Here is a 21080-nt window from a genome sequence, read left to right as displayed (position 1 = left end):
AGCGGCCTTCCTCAGACGTAGCGGTTGACGAGGGATTCCAGATATTCCTGCCGGCCCGAGCGCGGCTGCGGGTCAAAGCCCGGGCCGTGCGCGCGGTCGGCAAGTTCGGCAAGCGAGCGCTGGCCGCCGAGAATGGCGCGGCCCTCGGGTCCGGCCCATCCCTCGTAGCGTTTCGCGAGCGGCCCAGTGAGCACGCCGGCGTCGAGCATGTCCGCAGCGGCGAGCAACGCCCGCGCGCAGGCGTCCATCGAGCCGACGTGGGCATGGATCAGATCGTCGGGATCGATCGATTGGCGGCGGATCTTGGCGTCGAAATTCAGCCCGCCGGAGCTGAAGCCGCCGCGGCTCAGGAGCTCGTGGAACACCAGGGCAAGCTCGGGCACGTTCATCGCGAACTGGTCAGTGTCCCAGCCGAGCAGATCGTCGCCGCGGTTGATGTCGAGCGAGCCGAACACACCCAGCGCCTCCGCCAGCGCGACCTCGTGATGGAAGGAGTGGCCGGCGAGGATGGCGTGGTTCTGCTCGATGTTGAGCTTGACGTCCTTCAGCAGGTCGTAACGCGCGAGGAAGCCGTAGCAGGTGGCGACGTCGAAATCATATTGATGCTTGGTCGGCTCCTTCGGCTTCGGCTCGATCAGGATCGGTCCCTTGAAGCCGATCTTGTGCTTGTGCTCGACGACGAGCGAGACGAAGCGGCCGAGCTGGTCGAGCTCGCGCTTGAGATCGGTGTTGAGCAGCGTCTCGTAGCCCTCGCGCCCGCCCCACAGCACGTAGTTCTGGCCGCCGAGCCTGTGCGTCACCTCCAGCGCGGCGCGGACCTGGCCGGCGGCATAGGTGAATATCTCCGGGTCTGGATTGGTGGCCGCACCCGCCATGTAGCGGCGATGCGTGAACAAATTGGCGGTGCCCCAGAGCAGGCGCACCTTGCTTGCGGCCATCTTCGCTTCGAACAGATCGGCGATGGCATTGAGGTTGGCGACGGATTCGCCAAGCGAGTTGCCTTCCGGCGCCGCATCAACGTCGTGGAAGGTGAAGAAGGGCACGTCGAGCAGGCGAAACAACTCGAAGGCGACGTCGGCCTTGGCGTGCGCCTGCGCCATTGCATCGGTGCCGTGGTGCCAGGGCCGCATTAACGTCTCGCCGCCAAAGGGATCGCCGCCGGGCCAGCACAAGGAGTGCCAGTAGCAGACCGCAAAGCGCAGATGGTCTTCCATCCTGCGGCCATGGATGAGGCGGTCCTTGTCGTACCAGCGGAAGGCAGGCGTGTTGCCCGCATCTCCGCCGGCGAAGGCGACAGGTACACTTGTATCGAAGAATTTCACTGACGCAGTCACTCAGGCACACTCCTTCAACGCGGGATAAAGTTCGCGCCAGCGGCGATAGGCCTCGTCATAGGCCGCGCTGACCGATGCGCGAGGCGTAAAGCTCGCGAGCCGCCGCGGACGGGTGCAAACCGCAGCCGCGTCTTCGCCGGTGGCGGCGAGCCGTCCGAGCCTGGCGGCGCCGAGCGCCGCTCCGACCTCGCCCTCCTCGACGCGGTGGACGGGGATGCCGAGCACATCGGCGCAGATCTGCGCCCACAGCGGCGAGCGCGAGCCGCCGCCGACGAGATCAACCTCGGGAAGCGGCCCGCCCGCCGCGCTCAGTGCCGCCAGATTGTCGCGCGCGGCGAAGGCGACGCCTTCGAGCACCGCCTGAACGATCTGGGAGCGCCCGGTCGCACCGCGCAGGCCGACGAAGGCACCGCTGGCGGCGGCGTCGTTGTGCGGCGTGCGCTCACCGTCGAGATAAGGCAGGAATTTGACCGGACTCGGTCCATCGACGCGCTCGCCGAGCGGCGCGAGCAGCGCTGGCGCCGGCGTCTCCATCACGCCCGCGAGCCAGGCCAGCGAAGCCGCCGCCGACAGCATCACGCCCATCTGATGCCAGCGGCCGGGCAGCGCGTGACAGAACGCATGGACCGCCGCGGCCGGCGCCGGTGCAAACCGATCGGTGACGCGGAACACCACGCCGGATGTGCCAAGCGACAGAAACGCATCGCCCGGCGCGATGGCGCCGAGCCCGATCGCGCTCGCGGCATTATCGCCGGCGCCGCCAGCGATCACGACATCCTTTGCCATGCCCCAGCGTTGCGCACAGTCCGGCGCGAGCGTCGCGCTGACGTCGCTGCCCTCGACTAGGCGTGGCATGTGATGGAGATCGAGCCCGGTGGCATGCAGCAGCAGGGGCGACCAGCGGCGCAGACCGACGTCGAGCCACAGCGTGCCGGCCGCGTCCGACATGTCCTCGACCATCTCGCCGGTCAGGCGATAGCGGACATAGGCCTTCGGCAGCAGCACCTTTGCGACCCGCGCGAAGATTTTCGGCTCGTGCCTGGCGACCCAGAGCAGCTTCGGCGCGGTGAAGCCGGGCATGGCCAGATTGCCGGCGATCGTGTGCAGCGACGGGCAGCGCCGCTCCAGCGCGACGCATTCGGCGTGCGAGCGGCCGTCGTTCCAGAGGATCGCGGGACGCAGCGGCCGTCCGTCCTCGTCCAGCAGCGTCGCGCCATGCATCTGGCCGGATAGCCCGATGCCGCGCACCCGTGCGACCTCGCGCGGATGGCGGGCGGCCAGATCGTCGACCGCGCCGACCGCCGCATCGACCCAGGCATCGGGATCCTGCTCGGACCACAGCGGCGCGGGATGCGACAGCGCAAGCTCGCGCGCCGCCGTCGCGACAACCGCGCCGGCTTCGCTCACGAGCACCGCTTTCACACCTGATGTGCCGATGTCGATTCCGAGATACACGCCGTCCTCCCTTTCGCCTGTTGCGGTGCGCGAACTCAAAGTCGCCTTATCCGCAACGGGTCGTTTTGAATTCCACCTGCCGCTAAGGCAGATTGTCCCGCATCACGATGTCGATCCTGATCTTCTCCTGTTCGCGCAAGATCGGCTCGCCACGGGCGAGCGCGAGCAGCACGCGCACGGCGGCGCGCGCTTCGTGTCCGGGGTTCTGCGAGATAGCGGCATGCATCACGCCCTGCAGCAGCAGCCGACGCGTCAACGCGGTGAGGTCGTGTCCGACGAACACCACCTGCTTGTCGCGACTGGCATCGCTCAACGCCTTTTCATTCAACGCGTTGGCGACGCCTTGCGTACCGGCGCCGACATTATAAAGACCCACGATGTCGGCATGCCGGCTCAACAGCCGCGTCAACACCTGCTCCGAACGCGCGTCCTCGTCGCGCCCTTCGAGCACCGGCAGCACGCTGAGGCCGGGGAATTCCGACGCCATCACCTGGTTGAAGCCAAAAATGCGCTCGGCATGATCGCGCAGGCCCTGCGAGCCCGCGACGATCGCGACCTTGCCGGACTTTTGTCCGACCAGCCGCCCGACCAGCGCGCCGGCAGTCCGCCCCGCAGCAATGTTGTCGATGCCGACATAATGGTGCCGGCGCGACGACGGCACGTCCGAGACCAGCGTCACGACCTTGGCGCCGGCATCGACGAGATCGTCGATCGCGGCGCGGACCCTGGGATGATCCAGCGCCACCACAGCGACACCGTCGTAATCATCCGAGAGCCCTTCCAGGGATGCCGCGAGCATGGACGGATCGAACACGTCGGTCGCGACGGTCTCGACGCCGAGGCGGCGGGACGACAACCAGCCCGACATCTCACCGAGATAATCCTGGATCTGCTGCATGAACGGGTTCGGCCCCGACGGCATCACGAAGGCGAAACGGCGGGCGCGGCCGCGGGCGAGCTCGGCGGCGGCCACGTGCGGCTGGAACGAATTGCGCTCGATCGCCTCCTTGACGCGCCGGACCGTATCCGGCCGCACGCCCGGCCGATTGTGCAGGACGCGGTCCACCGTCGCGAGGCTGACGCCGGCCTGGCGGGCGATGTCCTTCAGCGTCAGCGCGGTCGTGGTGAGCGTCTCGGCCATGGCTGAAGGCTAGCAGAGGTGTTTTGAGGTACGCAACTCATTTTGAGAGGCGGCAGCCATTTTCCCGCAGCTCAGCCCAGGAACAGCCTTTCCCGTCCGCCGTTGCCGCCTGTGCATAACGATATCACCCATGATCCGGGCGAGGGATTGAGCCCGACGCTCGAGCGCAACATCCAGGCCCTGGTCGAGCGCCGCCGCCGGGAGCAGCGCGCTGCCAAGGGTCAGGAAAAGCTTGCCGATGCGATCACGGCGTTCACCGGCAGCATGGCGTTCGTCTATCTCCATGTCGCTGTGTTCGGCTTCTGGATCATCGCCAATCTGCATTGGCTGCCGGGAATCCCGGCCTGGGACGAGAGCTTCGTAGTGCTGGCGATGATTGCTTCGGTCGAGGCGATCTTCCTATCGACATTCGTGCTGATCTCGCAGAACCGCATGAGTGCAGCAGCGGACAAGCGCGCCGATCTCGATCTCCAGATCAGCCTTCTCGCCGAGCACGAATTGACCAAGGTTGCCCGCCTCCTTACGCAGATGGCCGAGCGGCTCGATGTCCAGCCCGACTCGAAACGGGATCTGGAGGAGGCAAGCCGCGACATCGCCCCCGAGCGCGTGCTCGACAGGATCGAGGAGACGCGCTCCTGAGCTATCGGCTGGCCGACAGGTCGAGGGTCAGGAACAGGCTGTTGGGATCCTCGACATAGCCCTCGAACGGGCCGCAGAGGACAAAGCCATGCGCCCGGTAGAGCGCGAGCGCCGGCTTGAAATAGTCCCACGAGCCGGTCTCGAGGCTGAGCCGCGCCATGCCGCGCGCGCGGGCTTCTGTGACGATGTGGCGGAGCATCTCACCGCCAAAGCCGCGCCGCCGCGTGGTCTGGAGCGTGTGCATCGATTTCACCTCGCCGTGCTCGGCTGACAGCGTCTTCAGCGCACCGACGGCGACCAGCGTCTCGCCGTCCCAGCCGGTCCAGAACGCGATGTCGGGCGCGCGCAGTCCGGAGAGATCGAGCGCATGGGCGCTGCCCGGCGCGGTCTGCGCCCGCGCCGCCGTGACGTGATGATCGAGCAGCGCGATGACGCGCGGATCAAAGGTGTCGCCGGTGCGGATCTGCATCGTCACGGTCTCACATCTTGCCGTAGGACGCGCCGCGGCGCGTGATGATGACGTAGCGCGCGTCCTGTCTGGTCTCGTTCTCGAAGATCACCGCGCGCATCACATCGAAGTCGAGACAGTCGCCTTCGCGCAGGCGAACCGCCTTGGCGTCGATGTGCACGGCGATCGCGCCCTCCAGCATCAGCAGCTGCTGGGTGAAGGCATTGCGGCCCCAAGGGCTGTATGGCACCCGCGCACCGGCCGGCAAATCGACGACGATGATCTCGATGCCGCTCGCCGCGTCCGTGGGCGACGCGTGACGGCGGCGATAGCCGCTGTCGGGATCGCGCCAGTGCGGCTGGTCGGCGAGCCGCACCAGCCGCTCCGGCGGCTTTTCGGCCAGCGCGACGACGTCGCTGAGCGACACGTCGAGCGCGGCGCAGAGTTTTCCCAGCAGCGCAGCCGTCGCACTGCTCTGCGCCCGCTCCACCCGCCCGATCATGGCCCGGCTGACGCCGGAGCGCGCGGCAAGCTCATTCAGCGTCATGCCGGCCTGCGTCCGAAGCGTCTTCAAGCGACGACCGATCGCGCGATCGAGTTTCTGCTGGTCCATTTTCTTTGCAGGTCCTGGTCTCTGATCCGAACATTGCCGACACGAGGACCGCACCCATCATGGCCGCGAGAAGCTTAAGCTGGGCGATGCGTGCGTGCCGGAAGCGAGGGGCCAATATATTAGAAACTTTGCGGAGCCTATAGGGCCGACTAGGATAGACCCAACGACGATGACCGGGAGGCGGCGACATGGGCGAACCGACGCAGCGGACGATCAAGGCCAACGGCATCAGCCTCAACGTCGCCGAGCAGGGCAAGGGGCCGATGGTGCTGCTCTGCCACGGCTTTCCGGAAGGTTGGTACTCCTGGCGTCACCAACTCGAGGCGCTGGGGGCAGCCGGTTTCCGCGCGGTCGCCCCTGACATGCGCGGCTACGGCAAGAGCGACCGGCCCGAAGCCATCGACCAGTACACGATCCTCCACATGGTCGGCGACCTCGTCGGCGTGTTCGACGCTTTCGAGGCGAAGGACGCCGTCATCGTCGGGCACGACTGGGGCGCGACGATCGCCTGGCACACGGCGCGCCTGCGGCCCGACCGCTTCCGCGCCGCCGCCATTCTTAGCGTGCCCTATCGACCACGCAGTCCGGTGCGGCCGACGAGCGTAATGCCACAGACGGCGGATGCGCAGTTCTATCAACTGTATTTCCAGGAGCCGGGTGTCGCCGAAGCAGAATTCGAAAGGGATACGCGCGCAACGCTCGGCGCGATGCTCTATGGCGGTTCCGGCGAAGGCGCGGCGGTGATCCGCGCCAATGCCGAGCGTCAAGGGCGGACCGCCGGTGTCGGCATGGTCTCTCGCAAGGACGGCATGCTGCCGAAGGTGCAGGTGCCGCTGCCGTCGTGGCTGAGCAGCGCGGACCTCGACTATTACGGCGCCGAATTTGCCCATAGTGGGTTTCGCGGACCGCTCAACTACTATCGCAACATCGATCGCAACTGGGAGCTGATGGGCGCCTTCGAGGGCGTCAAGGTGGTCGTGCCCTCGCTCTTCATCGCCGGCGACTACGACATGGTCATGGCCTTCCCTGGCGCCGCCGAGCACGTTGCCAACATGAAGCAATGGGTGCCGCAATTACGCGAGATCAAGATGCTACCGGGGTGCGGACACTGGACGCAGCAGGAACGGCCGGCGGAGGTGAACGCGGCGATCGTGGAATTTCTGCGGAGCCTGCCGAACTAAAGGATGGAGCGGGCGAAGGGAATCGAACCCTCGTATGCAGCTTGGGAAGCTGCCGTTCTACCATTGAACTACGCCCGCGGATGCGCAGCTTGCGCCCGCTCTGATTAGCCGAGACGGCGCATCTCGCCAAGCGCTTTGGCGCAGCCCGCCCGCCCCTTCTTAAGTTTCCGGTAAGATTTTGGGTGCGGCGGATTGTGGCGGTGTTATGGTCGCGGTCTGGGGAGAGCGTACGTTGCGTGGGGGCGTGTGTATGGTGGGGCATGGCTACGCGATATTCGACACGACCATAGGGCGCTGCGGCATCATCTGGAGCAGCACCGGGGTCGTCGCCGTGCAGCTGCCGGAGGCGCGGGAGATCGACACCCGCCGCCGGATTTTCCAGATCCATCCCGAGGCACGCGAGCAGCGGCCTTCCGCGAACGCCGAGTTCGCGATCGAGGGCATCGTGAGCTTGCTGCAGGGCAGCGATGCTGATTTTTCCGAGGTCAGCCTGGACGCGAGCGGGGTGCCCGGCTTCAACCGGCGGGTCTACGAGGCGGCCTGCGCCATCCCGCGCGGGGAGACGCGCACCTATCACGAGATCGCCAAGGCGCTAAGCGCCTCCGGCGCGGCGCATTCGGTGGCCCAGGCGATCGCGAAAAATCCCTACATGCTGATCGTGCCCTGTCACCGGGTGCTGGAGGCCGGCAATTACACCGACCGGCTCTCGCCCTATGGCGGCGTAATCTCCAAGCGGCGGCTGCTGTCGCTGGAGGGCACCCATCCGATCGCCAGCAAGACGCTGTTCGACGTCCTGCTGCCCGTTGCCCCACCGAGACCCTCCACCTAGATAGGCGGGATGGATGCAACAACGCTGCTGACCACCCCCTCGATGACCGTCTCCGAGTTTCGCTGCGACGCGGGACCGGACGACAGCCCGTTTGCGGAGTGCCGCACCGGCCATTCCATCGCCTATGTCCGCGCCGGCAGCTTTGGCTGTCATTGCCGCGCCGGCTTCTTCGAGCTGGTGGCGGGCTCGATGCTGGTCGGCGCGCCAGGCGAGGAATACACCTGCACACATGAGCACGTCGCCGGCGACGTCTGCCTGTCCTTTTTCCTCAGCGAGGATCTGGTCGACGCGCTCGGCGGCCGGAGCGACGTCTGGCAGGTCGGCGCGACGCCACCGCTGCCCGAGCTGATGGTGCTGGGCGAGCTCGCCCAGACGGCGGCAGATGGCAACAGCGACCTCGGTCTCGACGAGGTCGGGCAGATCCTCACCGGTCGTTTCGTCGATGTCGTGTCGGGCAAGGCGCGCAAGCCGACGACACCGACGGCGCGTGATCGCCGCCGCGCCGTGGAAGCCGCGCTCTGGATCGACGCCAACTCGCATGCCGAGGTCGACCTCGAACAGGCCGCACGGCAGGCAGGCCTCAGCCCCTTCCACTTCCTGCGGCTGTTCTCCGCCGTGCTCGGCGTCACTCCGCATCAATATCTGGTGCGCTCGCGGCTGCGGCATGCGGCGCGGCTGCTGACTGACGACGACATCGCAGTCACCGACATCGCCTACGACGTCGGCTTCGGCGATCTCTCCAACTTCGTCCGCACCTTCCACCGCGCCGCCGGCGTCTCGCCGACCAAGTTCCGCCAGGCTTCGAAGGGAGAGCGCAAGATTCTCCAAGAGCAGCTTGCCCTCAACTGACTAGGTTCGTCTCCGGCGCGCGCCGATTGTGGCGCGCTTTGGCAATGGAGACGACCATGTACGACCATATCGGATTGCGCGTTGCCGACCTCGACGCCGCCACGCGCTTCTACACCGCGGTGCTGGCGCCGCTCGGTTATGTCGTGTGCTCGAGTGGCGATGGTTATGCCGGCTTCGGGCCGAAGGGCGAGCCGGCGCTGTGGCTGCACCTGAACAAGGGGCGCAAAGCCGATGGCGTGCACATCGCGTTTCGCGCGGGGGATCATGACGCGGTCAAGGCATTCCACAGCGAGGGCTTGAAGAGCGGTGGCCGCGACAATGGCGGCGCCGGCCCGCGCAAGGATTACAGCCCGACTTACTACGCGTCGTTTTTGATCGATCCCGATGGCAACAATGTTGAGGCGGTCTGTGTGTGAACGCGGCAGCCCTCACCACACACACACGCTGTCATCCCCCGGCTTGACCGGGGTATCCAGTACGCCGCAGCTCCTCGATTCAATCACAGCGGCCTCTGGAATACTGGATCGCCCGATGGAGTCGGGCGATGACAGCTGGGATGACGGCGCTATCGCTCGCTTCTCTACATCAAGGAACTCAACCAGGATTGCATCATGGCCTCCATCCACAACGACATTCCCCTCAACGCCCCAGCGCGCGACGTCTGGGATGCCGTGCGCGATTTCGGCGCGCTGCATCGGCGGTTGGCGCCGGGCTTCGTCACGGCCTGCACGCTCGACGGCGACACGCGCATCGTCACCTTCGCCAACGGATCGGTGGCGCGCGAGGTGCTGGTCGATTGCGACGATGCCGGGCGGCGGCTGGTCTACGCGATCAACAACGAGCGGCTGAAGCATTACAGCGCCTCGGTGCAGGTGATCGCCGAGGGCGAGGCGAGATGCCGCCTGGTCTGGATCATCGACATGCTGCCGAACGAGCTCGCGCCCTATGTGCAGGGACAGACCAAGGACGCCGTCGCCGCCATACACCGCGCGTTTCCGGCCGCAGCTGCGTGATCTTTCTCACAGAGCCCAGCCCTCGTCCGCAATAACGATGGCGCCGTGCGTCCGGTTGGCTCCGCTCTCCCGGCGGCGCCACGCACGCGAGGAGCAGGCCATGAGAGGTGCGGACAAGGTGATCTGCCAGGCGGCCGCCGTGCTGCTGATGTTTTCGATTTCGAGCGCGCCGGCAAAGGCGCAGTTCTTCGGCGGCGGCGGTGCCGGCGGCGAGGACATAATGACCCAGATGGCGCCGATGCTCGAGATGATGAAGGCCAAGATGGGCAAGCGCCGCTTCGGCATGATGATGCAGACCATGGGCCCGATGATGAGCCGCATGATGGAGAATGGCGGTGGTGGTCTTGGCATGATGGGCGGCGGTGGCATTGGCGGCCTCGGCGCCGGCAACCTCGGCGGCGGTTTCGGCGCGCCCAATTACGGCGGCTACGCGCCGATGGGTGGAGGCGGCACCATGCCGGCCGGAATGGGCGGCATCGGCGGCGGCGATATCATGGGCATGCTCGGCGGCGCCGGTGGCGGCGACATGATGGCGATGATTCCGCAACTGATGCGGCTCGCCAATGTCGGCGGTGGTGGCGGCCATCGCCGCCACAGGCACCGCTAGTCCGCGGCGGCCGACAGAGCCGGCCTGATCGCAGGTTTGGTTTGGCGCGGTCCCCAGCGTGTCAGCACCACGCTGGAGCACGAGAGCAGGCCGAGCACGACCATCGAGCTCGCCGCCAGCCAGAAGAAGCTTTGCGCGGTGGCATCATGCGTCGACAGCCACCAGCCGACAGCCGAGATGTAGATCAGCCGCGCGGTCTGCGCCAGCACCGGGCCGATCACCTTCGCAGCGCCCTGCGACGAGAAATACATCGTCGAGGCGAGGCCGATGAAGGCGTAGAACGGCGCCACCGTCGACAAATATTGGTGGCTGGTGGCGCGCACGGTCGCGCTGTCCGTGAAGATGTTGACCCAGAGATCGGGGAAGGCCGCGACCAGGCACGCCGGTGCACCGACGGCGACGAAGGCGCTCGCCGCTGCGATCCAGGCGATGCGCCGGGCGCGGGCGATGCGGCCGGCGCCGCCCGCCATGCCGATCATCGGCACCGAGGCGATGCCGAACGAGAACGCGATCGAGGTCAGCAGGAATTCCAGCCGCGCACCGATGCCGTAGCCGGCCAGGATCGCGGTGCCGAATTTCGCAAGCATGTGAGTGAAGATCGAGATCGTCAGCACCGATTGCAGCGGCGAGAAGCAGGCGATGGCGCCCACTTTGAGGATGTCGAAAAACATCGCCCATTGGATGCGAAGTCCGCGCAGCTTCGGCGTCACGCGGGCGCGGCCGGAGAACAGGTACCAGCCCATCACGCCGATATTCATGCAATAGGCAATCAGCGCGCCGGCGGCGACGCCGCGCATGCCGAATTGCGGCACCGGACCGAGGCCGAGGCCAAGCGTGCCACCGAGCACGATCTGCCAGGCCGCGGAATTGAGGATCAACAGCGACGGCAGCTTCATGTTGCCGGTGCCGCGCAGGACGCCGGCCATGGTGTTGAGCAGCCAGGGCAGCACGGCGCCGCCGAAAAACACCTGGGTGTAGGCGATCGCATGCGTCAGCACGTCGCCGCGGCCGCCGAGCATCTCAAGCACCTTGGGCCCGAAGATCAGCATGCCCAGCATGAAGACGAGGCCGAAGCTGATGCCGATCAGCAGCGCGTGCGCGGCGAGCGTCCCGGCACGCTCGCGATCGCCCGCGCCGAGCGCGCGCGCGATGGCGGAGGCCACCGCGCCGCCCATCGCACCGCCTGACATGGTCATGGTCAGGATCACTGTCGGAAACACCAGCGCCATCGCGGCCAGCGCTTCCACGCCGAGCCGTCCGATATAGGAGGTCTCCGCAATTACCGTGCAAGTGCCGGCTGAGAGCGCGACCACGTTGGGCCAGGCCAGTCCGAGCAGCGTGCGCAGGATCGGCCCGTCCATCAGCGCGCTCCTCACGGGGCGCGGAGGCGGCGGCAGCGGACGCTCTTGTTCATCGACCGGGATTTCGGCGATGTCTGACATGTCCTCTCCGGGCAAAGCGCCATTTCCGGCGCAGCAATGCTTGGGTGTGCCAATGAATTGGTTCGCGCAGGGCGCAACAAGAGGCTTGTTAGCACGACGCGCAGCGATTCCTCCTGCGCTAGGTGCAGGCGTGCCCTGCGGCAGCGCGGTGACGCCGTCGTCTACCCAATCGTCCAGAGCAATGGCGGACGACCGCTCGGTGTCGCGGACAGGTGCACGCCGATGTGCCGGCCGCACCCGGCCGCAAGCCCCTCGAACAACCCCGCCAGCACCTTGGCGCAAGCGGAGTGGTTATCGGCGACGTCTTCCATCAACCTCCAGCTCTGCTGACGGATTTCGAACGTGCCCTCGGATTGCGTCGTCTCAGCCGCATCGTCCTGCGCGACAAACAGCGCGTTGAGGAACGTCGCGAATTCGCTCGCACCGCCGCGGCCCATCGACAGCGCCGCAGCGACCTCATCGAAATATTGCATCCCGATCAGCTTGCCCGTGAGGTGCAGGAGATAGCCCGCATCCTCCGGACCGAACAGCTGCACCATCACGGGCGCGGCGGTGCGCACATATTCCATCGCATAGTTGCGATAGGCTTTTTCCAGTCTCGGCCTTGGCCAGCTTGCGACCGGCAACGCCGGAGCCGCGGCTGCATCGAACAGCGGGGCTTCGAGGTGCCGCGCGAACACGAGGCGCTGGTCGAGTTCGAGGGGCTGGTCATATTGATAATAGTAGCCTTCGAGCCCGTCCTGGCCGTCGACGCTCTGCTTCGTGCAGACGAACCCCAATCTGGTATCGCCGAGCGCCACGCCGTTGTTGGCGTGCCAGCCGCGCAGCATCGCGCGCGAGACTTCGCCCGGCACGCCGCAGATGGCAGTGCCTTTCCATATCCAGCGCGGCGGCGGATAGCGTATCCAGGCTTTGCGGTCGCTCTCATACATGTATTCGACGTGCACGCCGCCGATCCAGTTCGAGAGATAGTGATATTGCGCGGCTGCCACGGCGGGCGGCAGATGGCTCAGCCCGAGCTTCTCCAGCCCCGGCAGGAAGCGCTCCTGCTGCTGGCGGCGGAACACGCGAAAGACGAACTCCGCAGCATCTGCCGTGCCGCGACGCGTGACCACGGTGAGGATCAGACCGGTGAAGTAGGCGTGATAGAGATCGGCAACCGCGCGCCAGCGTTTCCATTGAGCTTCCTGCGCGGGGTCTGGTGCGGTCATGTTCGCTCCCGATCGTTGTTCTGATCGAGTGTGTCACTGCATCCGGTGACGGACAAGTTGAGCCGCACGCAGGGAGCCCTGCACGCCGGCGCGCCAATTCCGCATCACGAATTTTGCGCAGGCTTAGTTTGCGAGGCTTTGGCGGCACGCTCGCGCTCGACGCGCTCGGTGACGTCGCGTGCCATCGCCACCGATCCTTGCACCACTCCAGCGGCGTCCCGCACCAGCGCAAAGGTCATCTCGATGTAGAGCTTGCGTCCGTCCTTGTGCAGCGCGCGGGTCAGTGTCGGCTTGCCCGCAAGCTTCATCGCGCCGCTGGCAAGCGCGGCCTCAAAACCTTTCCAGTGCGCGGCGCGCAGATGTTCGGGAATGATCAGGTCGAGATTCTGGCCCAGCGCTTCGTCCGCCGAGAAGCCGAACAGTGCGGACGATGCGCGGTTCCAGCGCATGATCGTGCCGGAGCGATCCGAATAGATCAGCGCGTCGGCGACGTCGTCGAGGATTCTTGCGTCGAGTTCGGATTGATCTGTCATTTCGCCACCTCGGACGTAGATTCACTTCCCATCTTGACACAGATTCGGTGTCATCGCCCGACTTGATCGGGCGATCCAGTATTCCAGAGGCGGATGTGATCGAACCAATAGGCTACGGCGTACTGGATGCCCCGGTCAAGCCGAGGCATGACAGCGGAAGGTGAGGCTATCCCTACACCCGGAAATGCTTGCTCAGCTTCAGGCCCTGCGCCTGGTAGTTCGAGCCGATGCGCTGGCCGTACATCGCGTCGGGGCGGGCCAGCATCTTCTCGTAGACGAGGCGGCCGACGATCTGGCCGTGCTCGAGGATGAACGGCACCTCGCGCGAGCGCACTTCGAGCACGGCGCGCGAGCCTAGCCCGCCGGCGCCGGCATAGCCGAAGCCGGGATCGAAGAATCCGGCATAATGCACGCGGAACTCGCCGACCAGCGGATCGAACGGCACCATCTCCGCGGCGTAATCGGGCGGCACCTGCACCGCCTCTTTCGACGCGAGGATATAGAACTCGCCGGGATCGAGGATCAGGCTGCCGTCGGGACGGGCCGAGATCGGCTCCCAGAAGTCCTCGACGGAATAGCCGGCGCGGCGATCGACGTCGATGACGCCGGTGTGGCGCTTGGCGCGGTAGCCGACGAAGCCGCCGCTCTTCTCGCCGGAGAGATCAACAGAGACGGCGACGCCGCCGGTGAGGTCGGCGTCGTCGATATCGACGAGACGCTCGGTCGCGTGCAGCCCCTCGAGGTCGTCGATGTTGAGGATGGCATCGCCGGTGCGGAAGCGCACCTGGCTCAGGCGCGAGCCCTCGCTGACCAGCACCGGAAACGTCTTCGGGCTGATCTCGGCATAGAGCGGGCCGTGATAGCCGGCACCGATCATGTCGAAGCGGCGGGTGCCGTCGGCGATCACGCGGGTGAAGACGTCGAGCCGGCCGGTCGAGCTCTTCGGGTTGGCGGCCGCGACGATTTCCGGCGGCAGCGCGAGGCTTTCAAGCAGCGGCACGATGTAGACGCAGTTGGTCTCCAGCACCGCGCCGTCGGCGAGGCTGAACTCGTGCAGCTTCAACTCGTCGATGCGCTCGGCGACCGTGGCGCCGGGACCGGGCAGGAAGCTGGCGCGAACGCGATAGGCGATATCGCCAAGACGCAAATCGAGGCTCGCCGGCTGGATCTGGCTTTCGACGAAGTCGTAAGCGGGCAGGATGAGACCGCCCTCCGCCATCGCCGCGATCATGCGGTCGGGCAGGATACCATTGGCGTCGGCGGCGACCGTGAACGTCAACCCGGGGTCCTCATCAGGGATCAAACACATCCCGACATGCGGGAAATATGAGCGTTTTACGGCTATCCGATGGACGTCTTGACGGAAAGGGCATTGCGGAATATGAGCATGACTTATCCCGTGGTGATTTGAGCCGGCCGGCTTGCAGCCACGTTAAATAAGTCGCTAAACAGGCCGGGGACCTCTGTGATCCCGGCCCGTGGAGATATTCCAGGCCGGTTTTTTTGTGACCATTCTCGATGGTCACGTCAGGAGGTCCTATGTCGAAGTCCCCGGCGCCAACCGCCCACTACCGTCCCGAAACTCGCCTGGTTCATTCCGGCACCTTACGCTCGCAATATGGCGAGACGTCGGAGTCGCTGTTCCTGACCCAGGGCTACGTCTACAACAGCGCTGAGGAGTGCGAGGCGCGGTTCAAGGGCGAGGACCCCGGCTTCATCTATTCACGCTACTCCAATCCGACCATCTCGATGTTCGAGCGCCGCATGATCGAGCTCGAAGGCGCCGAAGCGGCACGTTCGGCCGCGACCGGCATGGCCGCGGTGACGACCGCGATCCTGGCGCCGCTCAAGGCCGGCGATCACGTCGTGGCCTCGCGCGCGCTGTTCGGCTCGTGTCTCTACGTCGTGCAGGATTTACTGCCGCGCTACGGCATCGAGACCACGCTGGTCGACGGCCTCGATCTCGACCAGTGGCAGCGCGCCATGAAGCCGAACACCAAGACGTTCTTCCTGGAGAGCCCGACCAATCCGACGCTCGACGTGCTCGACATTCCCGGCATTGCCGAGATCGCGCATAGTGGCGGCGCGCGGCTCGTCGTCGACAACGTGTTCGCCACCCCGATCTGGCAGAGCCCGCTCGCGCTCGGCGCCGACGTCGTGGTCTATTCCGCGACCAAGCACATCGACGGCCAGGGCCGCTGTCTCGGCGGCATCATCCTGTCCTCGGAAGCGTTCATCGCCGAGCACATCCACAATTTCATGCGCCAGACCGGCCCGTCGATCTCGCCGTTCAACGCCTGGGTCCTGCTCAAGGGGCTGGAGACGCTCGCCGTGCGCGTGCGCGCGCAGACCGAGACGGCGGCGCGCATCGCGGACGTGCTGGCGAGCCATCCGAAGATTTCGCGGCTGGTGTTTCCCGGCCGCGCCGATCATCCGCAGGCTGCATTGGTGAAGAAGCAGATGCGCGGCGGCTCGACGCTGGTCGGCCTCGAGGTCAAGGGCGGCAAGCAGGCGGCGTTCCGCGTGCTCAACGAGCTCAAGCTCGCCAAGATCTCGAACAATCTCGGCGACGCCAAGAGCCTCGTCACCCATCCCGCGACCACGACGCATCAGCGTTTGAAGCCGGAGGACCGCGCCGCGCTCGGCATCAGCGAAGGATTCATCCGCTTCTCGGCAGGCCTCGAGCACGCGGACGATCTGATCGAGGATCTGACCGCGGCGCTGGAGAAGGCGTAGCCACGCATTCGACATCGTAGGGTGGGCAAAGCAAGCGTGCCACCATTCACGATCACAGTGCCGCTGGATGGTGGGCACGGCGCGAAGAGCGCGCCTTTGCCCACCCTGCAGCAGCTACATCGGCCGATAGGTCCGCACGTCCGCGGGCACGTTCACGCCGAGCTTGATTTGGCCGACGGAGCGGATGATGTCGTCGCCGAGGAGCTGGGCGAAGCAGGCATAGCCCCAATCGTTCATGTGCAGTCCGTCCGCGATCACGAAACTCTCGACCGGAAGGGATTGCTTCTCGTGCCAGTCGCGCATCACCTCGAAGCGCGGGAAGATACCGACGTGACGGAGCTCGGCGACCTTGCCGAGCAGCTTCACCATCTTGCCGGCGCTCTCGGCGCGCTGGTTGACCGCGGGCGAATATTGCGGATCGACCAGCACGATGTCGGTGCCGCCGGTGGCCTGGATGCGAGCGATGCCGTCCTCGACCAGTTTGGCGGTCTCGCCAGGATCGAGATTGCGCAGCACGGCATTGGTGCCGACCTGCCAGATCACCAGATCCGGATGCACGTCGATCACCTCTTTCTGGAGACGCTTCATCATCTCGGGCGCATCCTCGCCGCCGACGCCGGCATTGACGACGGTGATGTCGGCGGTCGGATAGTGCCGGTGCAGCTGCGCGGCAAGGCGATTGGGATAGTTGAACTCCGGCGAGCTCGCGCCGAATCCCGCGGTCGACGACGAGCCGAACGCGACGATGACGACGGGCTGGCCGGCGACGAGCTTGCCCGCGACATGCGGCAGCGAGCCCATCGCCTTCGAGCCGCCCTTCGGCGACAGGCAGGGCACGCGGCTAAAGATGTCGCCGGCGGATTTCGCGACCTGCTTCACCTTGTCGATGGCGCGCGCCGTGATGCCGCGCTGGTCGGGGGACGTCGCTGCGACGGTGGTCTGGGACGGTGAAGCGGGAGCCGGATCAGCCGACTGCTGCGGGGCCGGTGTTGCCTGCGCGGCCTGCGTCTGCGCGTGGGACTGCGAGGCCGGACTCAGCAACAGCAGCACCGCTGCTGCGGGCACAGCCAGCCATGCCGTCAGGCAAAAAGGGCGGAGAGAACTCATTAACGCTAGACCTCAATTTTGCTGCTGGGCCGGCTCCAGATGGGCAGCGTCGATCAGGAACTGTGCCAACGCCCGGCCAAGGCAATCATGGACCTGCTTCGCCAACTCGGGGCCGCGCGACGGGCTGAATAGGTCGAACTGGCCCTGATCATTCCACTGCCGCATGATCGCGAACCGATCGAACAGCGGAATATCGTGCTCCTGCGCCACCACCCGCATATTGTCGAGGTATGGCGGCACCGAGATCATGGTTTCGGTACGCGGACTGTACTGCAAATTCATCAAGACGACGTCAGCCCCTGCCTTTTGCAACGCAACAACCCCTTCGGTCACCGCGCCACGAAAATCATCGGGATCGATGGCTCGGATAGCATCGACAGTCCCGGTCTGCCAGATGACCAAAGTAGGCGTTTTTGCTTCCATCAGCTTAACGAAGCTGGCAGCCGCCTCCTCGGCCGTTTTCTTGCTCTGTATTTCTACGGAGACGTGCACAATCTCGGACGGCGGCAGCTTGTCCTTCAGGATGGCCTGCATCCGCGCCGGATAAGAGGCGTCCTCGGAAGCCGGAATCGTGGTCGAGCGACTGCCGATGACCAGGATTTCGAGCGGCTTGCCGGCCTTCACGGCATCGGCGACCTTGGGAAGCTGGCTTTCGCTGGTGAGCAGATAGGACGGCACTTCACAGGCTGCGGGCGCGGCTGAAGCAGCCGGCGCAGCATCGTCCGCGCGCGCCGGAGGCGCGGCGAGACCACCGCACAGCAGGATCAGGCTCAGGAAAACCTTCGCCTTCATCAGCCCCCTCCCGCCATATCGGCGCTGCCGACGGCGCTTTTGGTTTTCGAACCGCTCTTGTCAGCCACCCGCTTGTACCACGAAATCAGCCAGGCCATGGCCCACATGATCAGGATTCCGGAGAGACTTATTAGCGCATGCATGACCGGGCCGCCCGAGACTTCGGCCAGGATGAAATGGCCGGCAAAGGCGAGGAAGACGCCGAGACAGAATATCTCCAGGGAATGCGAGCCGCACAGGATCAGCGGCCGCAGCCAGGGCGATTTCAGGCCCGGCCAGTCCCGGGGCAGGACGCGCACGGTGAGCGCGGCCAGCGCCAGGAAATGCGTGAAGCGCAGCACGTCAAGGTCGGCCTTGTCGATCGGATACATCCACTGCTCGAGCCGCTTCGGCATGAAGTGGGAGAGCTGCGGCACATACCAGGTCAGCGTCACGTAGAATGCCGCAACCAGATAGGCGATCGCGATCCACATCGTCACCCGCGAAGCCAGAATGTGCGACATGCGTCGCGCACCCCCGAGCGCGCACCATGCCCCGAACACGAACAGCAATTGCCAGGCGAAGGGATTGAAGGCCCAGAAGCCGTTCGGATAGGCCGACAGATAGAGGTCGTATTCCCAGGTCACCGCGTAGAGCGCGACCGAGAGGCCGAGCGTCACGTCGGGGCGCCACTTCATCAGCCACAGGATCAAGGGCAGCGCCAGCATCAGCACGATGTAGAGCGGCAGCACGTCCATGTTGACCGGACGGAAGCGCAGCAGCAGCGCCTGCACGATCGTGACGTCGGGCTGCTTGAGGAAATCCATGATGCCCATCTCTTCGGTGTAGAGCGGGTTCTCGAACCTGGTCGCGACGTAGGAGATTTCGGCAAGGAAGATCGTGAACAGGAAGACGTGGGCGACATAGATCTGCCAGACGCGCCGCAGGATGCGCGCGGTGGCGACGACGATGCCGGACTCCAGCATCGCCCGACCGTAGACGAAGGCGGCGGTATAGCCGGAGATGAAGATGAAGATCTCGGTGGCGTCGCTGAAGCCGTAATTGCGGATCGTGAACCAGGTCAGAAGGCTCGGCGGCAAATGGTCGATGAAGATCAGCCACAGCGCAAGGCCGCGGAATAGGTCCAGCCGGAGCTCGCGCTCGCCGATGGCGGGCAGCGAAATGGCCGGCGCGGCCGCGCGCCGCTTCGCTCCCGCGGACTTGACCTCCACAGGTTTAGCGGTTCCCGCGATCGTCGATCCCGTCACTTGGTCGGCAATGGTCATCGGGGGCCTAAAAACCCTTCCGCAAATCGCGACGTGGCAAGGAGTGTACCGGTCCGGCCGTCATCTCGCAAAACGACCGGATCACAAGCAAGTACATTTGCAAGCCCATTTGGACGTGTACTTCCCTGCGAATTCTGGCGGGACGATGTCGCCAAGGCGTCTCCGGCGTTTGGTTCCCGGGCGGTTTTCGGTATGATGGCAATCATGTACCGCGCCGTGACCCGCCAGATCGAAGTGACCGTCGAGCCGAACTTTGTTCCGGAGCAGTCGTCGGCTGACCGCTCCCGTTATTTCTGGGCCTACACCGTCGTCATCACCAATTCCGGCGACGAGACCGTGCAGCTCAAGACGCGGCACTGGATCATCACCGACGCCACCGGCCGGCAGCAGGAGGTGAAGGGCGAGGGCGTCGTCGGCGAGCAGCCGACGCTCGCGCCCGGCGAACGCTTCGAATACACCTCCGGCGTCCCGCTCACGACCGCCTCGGGCTTCATGACCGGCCGCTACCAGATGGTCAGCGCGACCGGCGAGCGCTTCGAAATTGACGTGCCGACGTTCTCGCTGGACAGCCCGGACAACAAGCGGGTGTTGAACTAGGGCAGGAGATGGTGGGCGCGCTCCGCTTTGGCCGACCCTATCGCACCTGCAGGCTAACGCCTTACGCGTCTTCCACGCCTGCTTCATCCGGCGTGAACTCGTACACCGAGCTGCAGAACTCGCAGGTCACGACGACCTTGTCGTCCTTGACCATCGCGGCACGGTCGTCAGACGAAAAGCTCTTTAGCATCGATGCCACCGCATCGCGCGAGCAGGAGCATTGCGCCTTCAAGGGCAGCGGATTGAACACGCGCACGCCGCGCTCGTGGAACAGGCGGTAGAGCAGCCGCTCCCCGGACAGCTCCGGATCGATCAGCTCAACGTCTTCGACGGTCTCGATCAGCGAGCGTGCCTCGACCCAGGCATCGTCTTCAGCGACGGCGTGCACTTCGACGCCTTCGGGCGCATCGCCGGGATGCAGATCGGCCTGCCGCGCACGCTCGGGCGCCTTCGGCAGGAACTGCATCAGCATGCCGCCAGCACGCCAGCGATGCTTGCCGCCGTCGTTCGAACGCCATTCCTCGCCGACAGCGAGACGCACGCGTGTCGGGATCTGCTCGGAGCGCAGGAAATATTCGTGAGCGGCGTCTTCGAGGCTGCCGCCGTCGAGCGCAACCAGGCCCTGGTAGCGGCTCATGTCGGGGCCTTGGTCGATGGTCATGGCGAGATGACCGTGGCCCAGCAGCGCGCCGGAATGCGTGCCAGTATCTTTGGCCTCGCCGAGGCGCGCGGCGTCGTAGCGCGCATAGGCGCGCAGGCGATCCGGCGCCTGATAGTCCACGACCAGGAACGACACCGGACCGTCGGTCTGGGCCTGGAGAATGAAGCGGCCCTCGAACTTCAGCGAGGAGCCAAGCAGCGTGGTCAGCACGATGGCCTCGCCGAGCAGCTTGCCGACCGGCGCGGGATAATCGTGCTTGGTCAGGATTTCGTCGAGCGCCGGACCAAGCCGCACCAGCCGACCGCGCACATCGAGCGCGTCGACCTCGTAAGGCAGCACGGCGTCGTCGATCGGAACCGCGGATGGCGCGCGAACCGGGCCTTCAGGCCCGGTTTTCATATCAGGGGATTGGGAAACCATGGCGCTTTATCTGGGGTCGGAAGGCGGAATTGGAAGGGGGGAGGGCTGCATCCAGAATGCAGCACGGATCGTACGCAAGCACGGCAAATTCGGTGTCGGGCGGGGGGAGGGCCCGGCCGCCGATTAAACCCAAATAGGCCGCCCCCGCGGAAAACGCCCCGCGTTAATTAAAGCGGGGGAAGCCCCCCCCCCCAATGCCGGTTTGGG

Annotated in this window: 22 protein-coding genes, 1 tRNA gene and 1 riboswitch; of the genes, 9 read left to right on the top strand and 14 right to left on the bottom strand. The window is 65.6% G+C overall.

Going from position 1 to position 21080, the window contains the following annotated elements; all coding sequences use genetic code 11:
- Positions 1 to 11 precede the first annotated feature (11 nt).
- From xylA to AC0L23_RS32875, 3 genes are all read right to left on the bottom strand, one after another.
- Entirely contained in the window at positions 12 to 1334 is a 1323-nt protein-coding gene (gene xylA / locus AC0L23_RS32885) for a xylose isomerase (protein WP_085349701.1), read from the bottom strand.
- Positions 1335 to 2789: a xylulokinase gene (gene xylB, locus AC0L23_RS32880; RefSeq protein ID WP_085349700.1), complete on the bottom strand. Its 1455-nt coding sequence runs from the start codon at positions 2787 to 2789 to the stop codon at positions 1335 to 1337. It lies immediately after the preceding gene.
- Between the two features lie 82 nt (positions 2790 to 2871).
- Positions 2872 to 3930, bottom strand: coding sequence for a LacI family DNA-binding transcriptional regulator (locus tag AC0L23_RS32875; RefSeq protein WP_085349699.1), 1059 nt, complete (start codon positions 3928 to 3930; stop codon positions 2872 to 2874).
- Positions 3931 to 4041: 111 nt separating this feature from the next.
- Here AC0L23_RS32875 and AC0L23_RS32870 point away from each other — a divergent pair, with 111 nt between their 5' ends.
- Positions 4042 to 4569: a DUF1003 domain-containing protein gene (locus AC0L23_RS32870; RefSeq protein ID WP_085349698.1), complete on the top strand. Its 528-nt coding sequence runs from the start codon at positions 4042 to 4044 to the stop codon at positions 4567 to 4569.
- 1 nt (position 4570) lies between these two features.
- On the opposite strand, the gene AC0L23_RS32865 is transcribed toward AC0L23_RS32870, so the two are convergent.
- Together AC0L23_RS32865 and AC0L23_RS32860 are read right to left on the bottom strand one after the other, a co-directional pair.
- Positions 4571 to 5038, bottom strand: coding sequence for a GNAT family N-acetyltransferase (locus AC0L23_RS32865; protein ID WP_085384941.1), 468 nt, complete (start codon positions 5036 to 5038; stop codon positions 4571 to 4573).
- A 10-nt stretch (positions 5039 to 5048) separates the two neighbouring features.
- Complete coding sequence (locus tag AC0L23_RS32860; RefSeq protein WP_085349696.1) at positions 5049 to 5630, bottom strand: helix-turn-helix domain-containing protein; 582 nt, start codon at positions 5628 to 5630, stop codon at positions 5049 to 5051.
- Positions 5631 to 5818: 188 nt separating this feature from the next.
- On the opposite strand from AC0L23_RS32860, the gene AC0L23_RS32855 reads away from it, so the two are divergent.
- Positions 5819 to 6811, top strand: a complete 993-nt coding sequence (locus AC0L23_RS32855) for an alpha/beta fold hydrolase (protein ID WP_085357441.1) — start codon at positions 5819 to 5821, stop codon at positions 6809 to 6811.
- Positions 6812 to 6815: 4 nt separating this feature from the next.
- Here the strand turns inward: AC0L23_RS32855 and AC0L23_RS32850 are convergent.
- A tRNA-Gly gene (locus AC0L23_RS32850) sits at positions 6816 to 6889 on the bottom strand.
- A 172-nt stretch (positions 6890 to 7061) separates the two neighbouring features.
- Here AC0L23_RS32850 and AC0L23_RS32845 point away from each other — a divergent pair.
- The 5 genes from AC0L23_RS32845 to AC0L23_RS32825 all read left to right on the top strand — a co-directional run bounded on the left by AC0L23_RS32845 (position 7062) and on the right by AC0L23_RS32825 (position 10109).
- Complete coding sequence (locus tag AC0L23_RS32845; protein ID WP_085349694.1) at positions 7062 to 7640, top strand: methylated-DNA--[protein]-cysteine S-methyltransferase; 579 nt, start codon at positions 7062 to 7064, stop codon at positions 7638 to 7640.
- Between the two features lie 9 nt (positions 7641 to 7649).
- A complete protein-coding gene (locus AC0L23_RS32840) occupies positions 7650 to 8489 on the top strand; it encodes a helix-turn-helix transcriptional regulator (protein ID WP_018456083.1) in 840 nt (279 codons plus the stop codon).
- A 56-nt stretch (positions 8490 to 8545) separates the two neighbouring features.
- Positions 8546 to 8905: a VOC family protein gene (locus AC0L23_RS32835; protein WP_026233083.1), complete on the top strand. Its 360-nt coding sequence runs from the start codon at positions 8546 to 8548 to the stop codon at positions 8903 to 8905.
- A gap of 195 nt (positions 8906 to 9100) precedes the next feature.
- The gene (locus AC0L23_RS32830; protein ID WP_085349693.1) at positions 9101 to 9502 is read left to right on the top strand and encodes an SRPBCC family protein; all 402 of its coding nucleotides are present in this window, start codon (positions 9101 to 9103) and stop codon (positions 9500 to 9502) included.
- A 100-nt stretch (positions 9503 to 9602) separates the two neighbouring features.
- Complete coding sequence (locus AC0L23_RS32825; RefSeq protein WP_026233082.1) at positions 9603 to 10109, top strand: hypothetical protein; 507 nt, start codon at positions 9603 to 9605, stop codon at positions 10107 to 10109.
- Here AC0L23_RS32825 and AC0L23_RS32820 read toward each other — a convergent pair.
- From AC0L23_RS32820 to AC0L23_RS32805, 4 genes are all read right to left on the bottom strand, one after another.
- Positions 10106 to 11551, bottom strand: coding sequence for an MATE family efflux transporter (locus tag AC0L23_RS32820; RefSeq protein WP_473357933.1), 1446 nt, complete (start codon positions 11549 to 11551; stop codon positions 10106 to 10108). The two genes, AC0L23_RS32825 and AC0L23_RS32820, sit on opposite strands and share 4 nt — an antisense overlap.
- Before the next feature lie 161 nt (positions 11552 to 11712).
- Entirely contained in the window at positions 11713 to 12762 is a 1050-nt protein-coding gene (locus AC0L23_RS32815) for a hypothetical protein (RefSeq protein ID WP_085358315.1), read from the bottom strand.
- Between the two features lie 104 nt (positions 12763 to 12866).
- Positions 12867 to 13295, bottom strand: a complete 429-nt coding sequence (locus tag AC0L23_RS32810) for a PAS domain-containing protein (RefSeq protein ID WP_018456077.1) — start codon at positions 13293 to 13295, stop codon at positions 12867 to 12869.
- A 172-nt stretch (positions 13296 to 13467) separates the two neighbouring features.
- Entirely contained in the window at positions 13468 to 14604 is a 1137-nt protein-coding gene (locus tag AC0L23_RS32805; protein WP_085358313.1) for a 2'-deoxycytidine 5'-triphosphate deaminase, read from the bottom strand.
- Between the two features lie 80 nt (positions 14605 to 14684).
- A riboswitch (SAM riboswitch) is annotated at positions 14685 to 14764 on the top strand.
- Positions 14765 to 14834: 70 nt separating this feature from the next.
- Between AC0L23_RS32805 and AC0L23_RS32800 the strand changes: the two genes are divergently transcribed.
- Positions 14835 to 16031, top strand: coding sequence for an O-succinylhomoserine sulfhydrylase (locus AC0L23_RS32800; protein WP_007615678.1), 1197 nt, complete (start codon positions 14835 to 14837; stop codon positions 16029 to 16031).
- Between the two features lie 114 nt (positions 16032 to 16145).
- On the opposite strand, the gene AC0L23_RS32795 is transcribed toward AC0L23_RS32800, so the two are convergent.
- Genes AC0L23_RS32795 through AC0L23_RS32785 form a run of 3 tightly spaced genes read right to left on the bottom strand, consistent with a single transcriptional unit; the run spans position 16146 to position 19195 of the window.
- A complete protein-coding gene (locus AC0L23_RS32795) occupies positions 16146 to 17138 on the bottom strand; it encodes an SGNH/GDSL hydrolase family protein (RefSeq protein ID WP_026233081.1) in 993 nt (330 codons plus the stop codon).
- 12 nt (positions 17139 to 17150) lie between these two features.
- On the bottom strand, positions 17151 to 17930 hold the full coding sequence (locus AC0L23_RS32790; protein WP_085358309.1) for an SGNH/GDSL hydrolase family protein: 780 nt from the start codon (positions 17928 to 17930) through the stop codon (positions 17151 to 17153).
- The gene (locus AC0L23_RS32785) at positions 17930 to 19195 is read right to left on the bottom strand and encodes an OpgC domain-containing protein (protein ID WP_085349686.1); all 1266 of its coding nucleotides are present in this window, start codon (positions 19193 to 19195) and stop codon (positions 17930 to 17932) included. Before AC0L23_RS32785 ends, AC0L23_RS32790 begins: the two co-directional genes overlap by 1 nt.
- Before the next feature lie 204 nt (positions 19196 to 19399).
- Here AC0L23_RS32785 and apaG point away from each other — a divergent pair, with 204 nt between their 5' ends.
- Positions 19400 to 19792 (top strand): Co2+/Mg2+ efflux protein ApaG, encoded by a 393-nt coding sequence (gene apaG, locus AC0L23_RS32780; protein WP_026233080.1) that lies wholly within the window; start codon positions 19400 to 19402, stop codon positions 19790 to 19792.
- Positions 19793 to 19853: 61 nt separating this feature from the next.
- On the opposite strand, the gene AC0L23_RS32775 is transcribed toward apaG, so the two are convergent.
- A complete protein-coding gene (locus AC0L23_RS32775) occupies positions 19854 to 20873 on the bottom strand; it encodes an Hsp33 family molecular chaperone (protein ID WP_026233079.1) in 1020 nt (339 codons plus the stop codon).
- Between the last annotated feature and the right edge of the window lie 207 nt (positions 20874 to 21080).

It is taken from the genome of Bradyrhizobium sp. MI1.4 (assembly GCF_055811315.1).
Note: the sequence above shows the minus strand (reverse complement) of the source record. Positions and strands in the feature narration are given on the sequence as shown.

What these genes read in the sequence shown, in the direction of transcription:
- AC0L23_RS32815 (WP_085358315.1), bottom strand. Translation starts at nt 12,762, where the DNA reads ATGACCGCACCAGACCCCGCGCAGGAAGCTCAATGGAAACGCTGGCGC.
- AC0L23_RS32840 (WP_018456083.1), top strand. Translation starts at nt 7,650, where the DNA reads ATGGATGCAACAACGCTGCTGACCACCCCCTCGATGACCGTCTCCGAG.
- AC0L23_RS32855 (WP_085357441.1), top strand. Translation starts at nt 5,819, where the DNA reads ATGGGCGAACCGACGCAGCGGACGATCAAGGCCAACGGCATCAGCCTC.
- AC0L23_RS32790 (WP_085358309.1), bottom strand. Translation starts at nt 17,930, where the DNA reads ATGAAGGCGAAGGTTTTCCTGAGCCTGATCCTGCTGTGCGGTGGTCTC.
- AC0L23_RS32835 (WP_026233083.1), top strand. Translation starts at nt 8,546, where the DNA reads ATGTACGACCATATCGGATTGCGCGTTGCCGACCTCGACGCCGCCACG.
- apaG (WP_026233080.1), top strand. Translation starts at nt 19,400, where the DNA reads ATGTACCGCGCCGTGACCCGCCAGATCGAAGTGACCGTCGAGCCGAAC.
- AC0L23_RS32795 (WP_026233081.1), bottom strand. Translation starts at nt 17,138, where the DNA reads ATGAGTTCTCTCCGCCCTTTTTGCCTGACGGCATGGCTGGCTGTGCCC.
- AC0L23_RS32865 (WP_085384941.1), bottom strand. Translation starts at nt 5,038, where the DNA reads ATGCAGATCCGCACCGGCGACACCTTTGATCCGCGCGTCATCGCGCTG.
- AC0L23_RS32820 (WP_473357933.1), bottom strand. Translation starts at nt 11,551, where the DNA reads ATGTCAGACATCGCCGAAATCCCGGTCGATGAACAAGAGCGTCCGCTG.
- AC0L23_RS32785 (WP_085349686.1), bottom strand. Translation starts at nt 19,195, where the DNA reads ATGACCATTGCCGACCAAGTGACGGGATCGACGATCGCGGGAACCGCT.
- AC0L23_RS32875 (WP_085349699.1), bottom strand. Translation starts at nt 3,930, where the DNA reads ATGGCCGAGACGCTCACCACGACCGCGCTGACGCTGAAGGACATCGCC.
- AC0L23_RS32860 (WP_085349696.1), bottom strand. Translation starts at nt 5,630, where the DNA reads ATGGACCAGCAGAAACTCGATCGCGCGATCGGTCGTCGCTTGAAGACG.
- AC0L23_RS32825 (WP_026233082.1), top strand. Translation starts at nt 9,603, where the DNA reads ATGAGAGGTGCGGACAAGGTGATCTGCCAGGCGGCCGCCGTGCTGCTG.
- AC0L23_RS32845 (WP_085349694.1), top strand. Translation starts at nt 7,062, where the DNA reads ATGGTGGGGCATGGCTACGCGATATTCGACACGACCATAGGGCGCTGC.
- AC0L23_RS32800 (WP_007615678.1), top strand. Translation starts at nt 14,835, where the DNA reads ATGTCGAAGTCCCCGGCGCCAACCGCCCACTACCGTCCCGAAACTCGC.
- AC0L23_RS32805 (WP_085358313.1), bottom strand. Translation starts at nt 14,604, where the DNA reads ATGTGTTTGATCCCTGATGAGGACCCCGGGTTGACGTTCACGGTCGCC.
- AC0L23_RS32830 (WP_085349693.1), top strand. Translation starts at nt 9,101, where the DNA reads ATGGCCTCCATCCACAACGACATTCCCCTCAACGCCCCAGCGCGCGAC.
- AC0L23_RS32775 (WP_026233079.1), bottom strand. Translation starts at nt 20,873, where the DNA reads ATGGTTTCCCAATCCCCTGATATGAAAACCGGGCCTGAAGGCCCGGTT.
- AC0L23_RS32810 (WP_018456077.1), bottom strand. Translation starts at nt 13,295, where the DNA reads ATGACAGATCAATCCGAACTCGACGCAAGAATCCTCGACGACGTCGCC.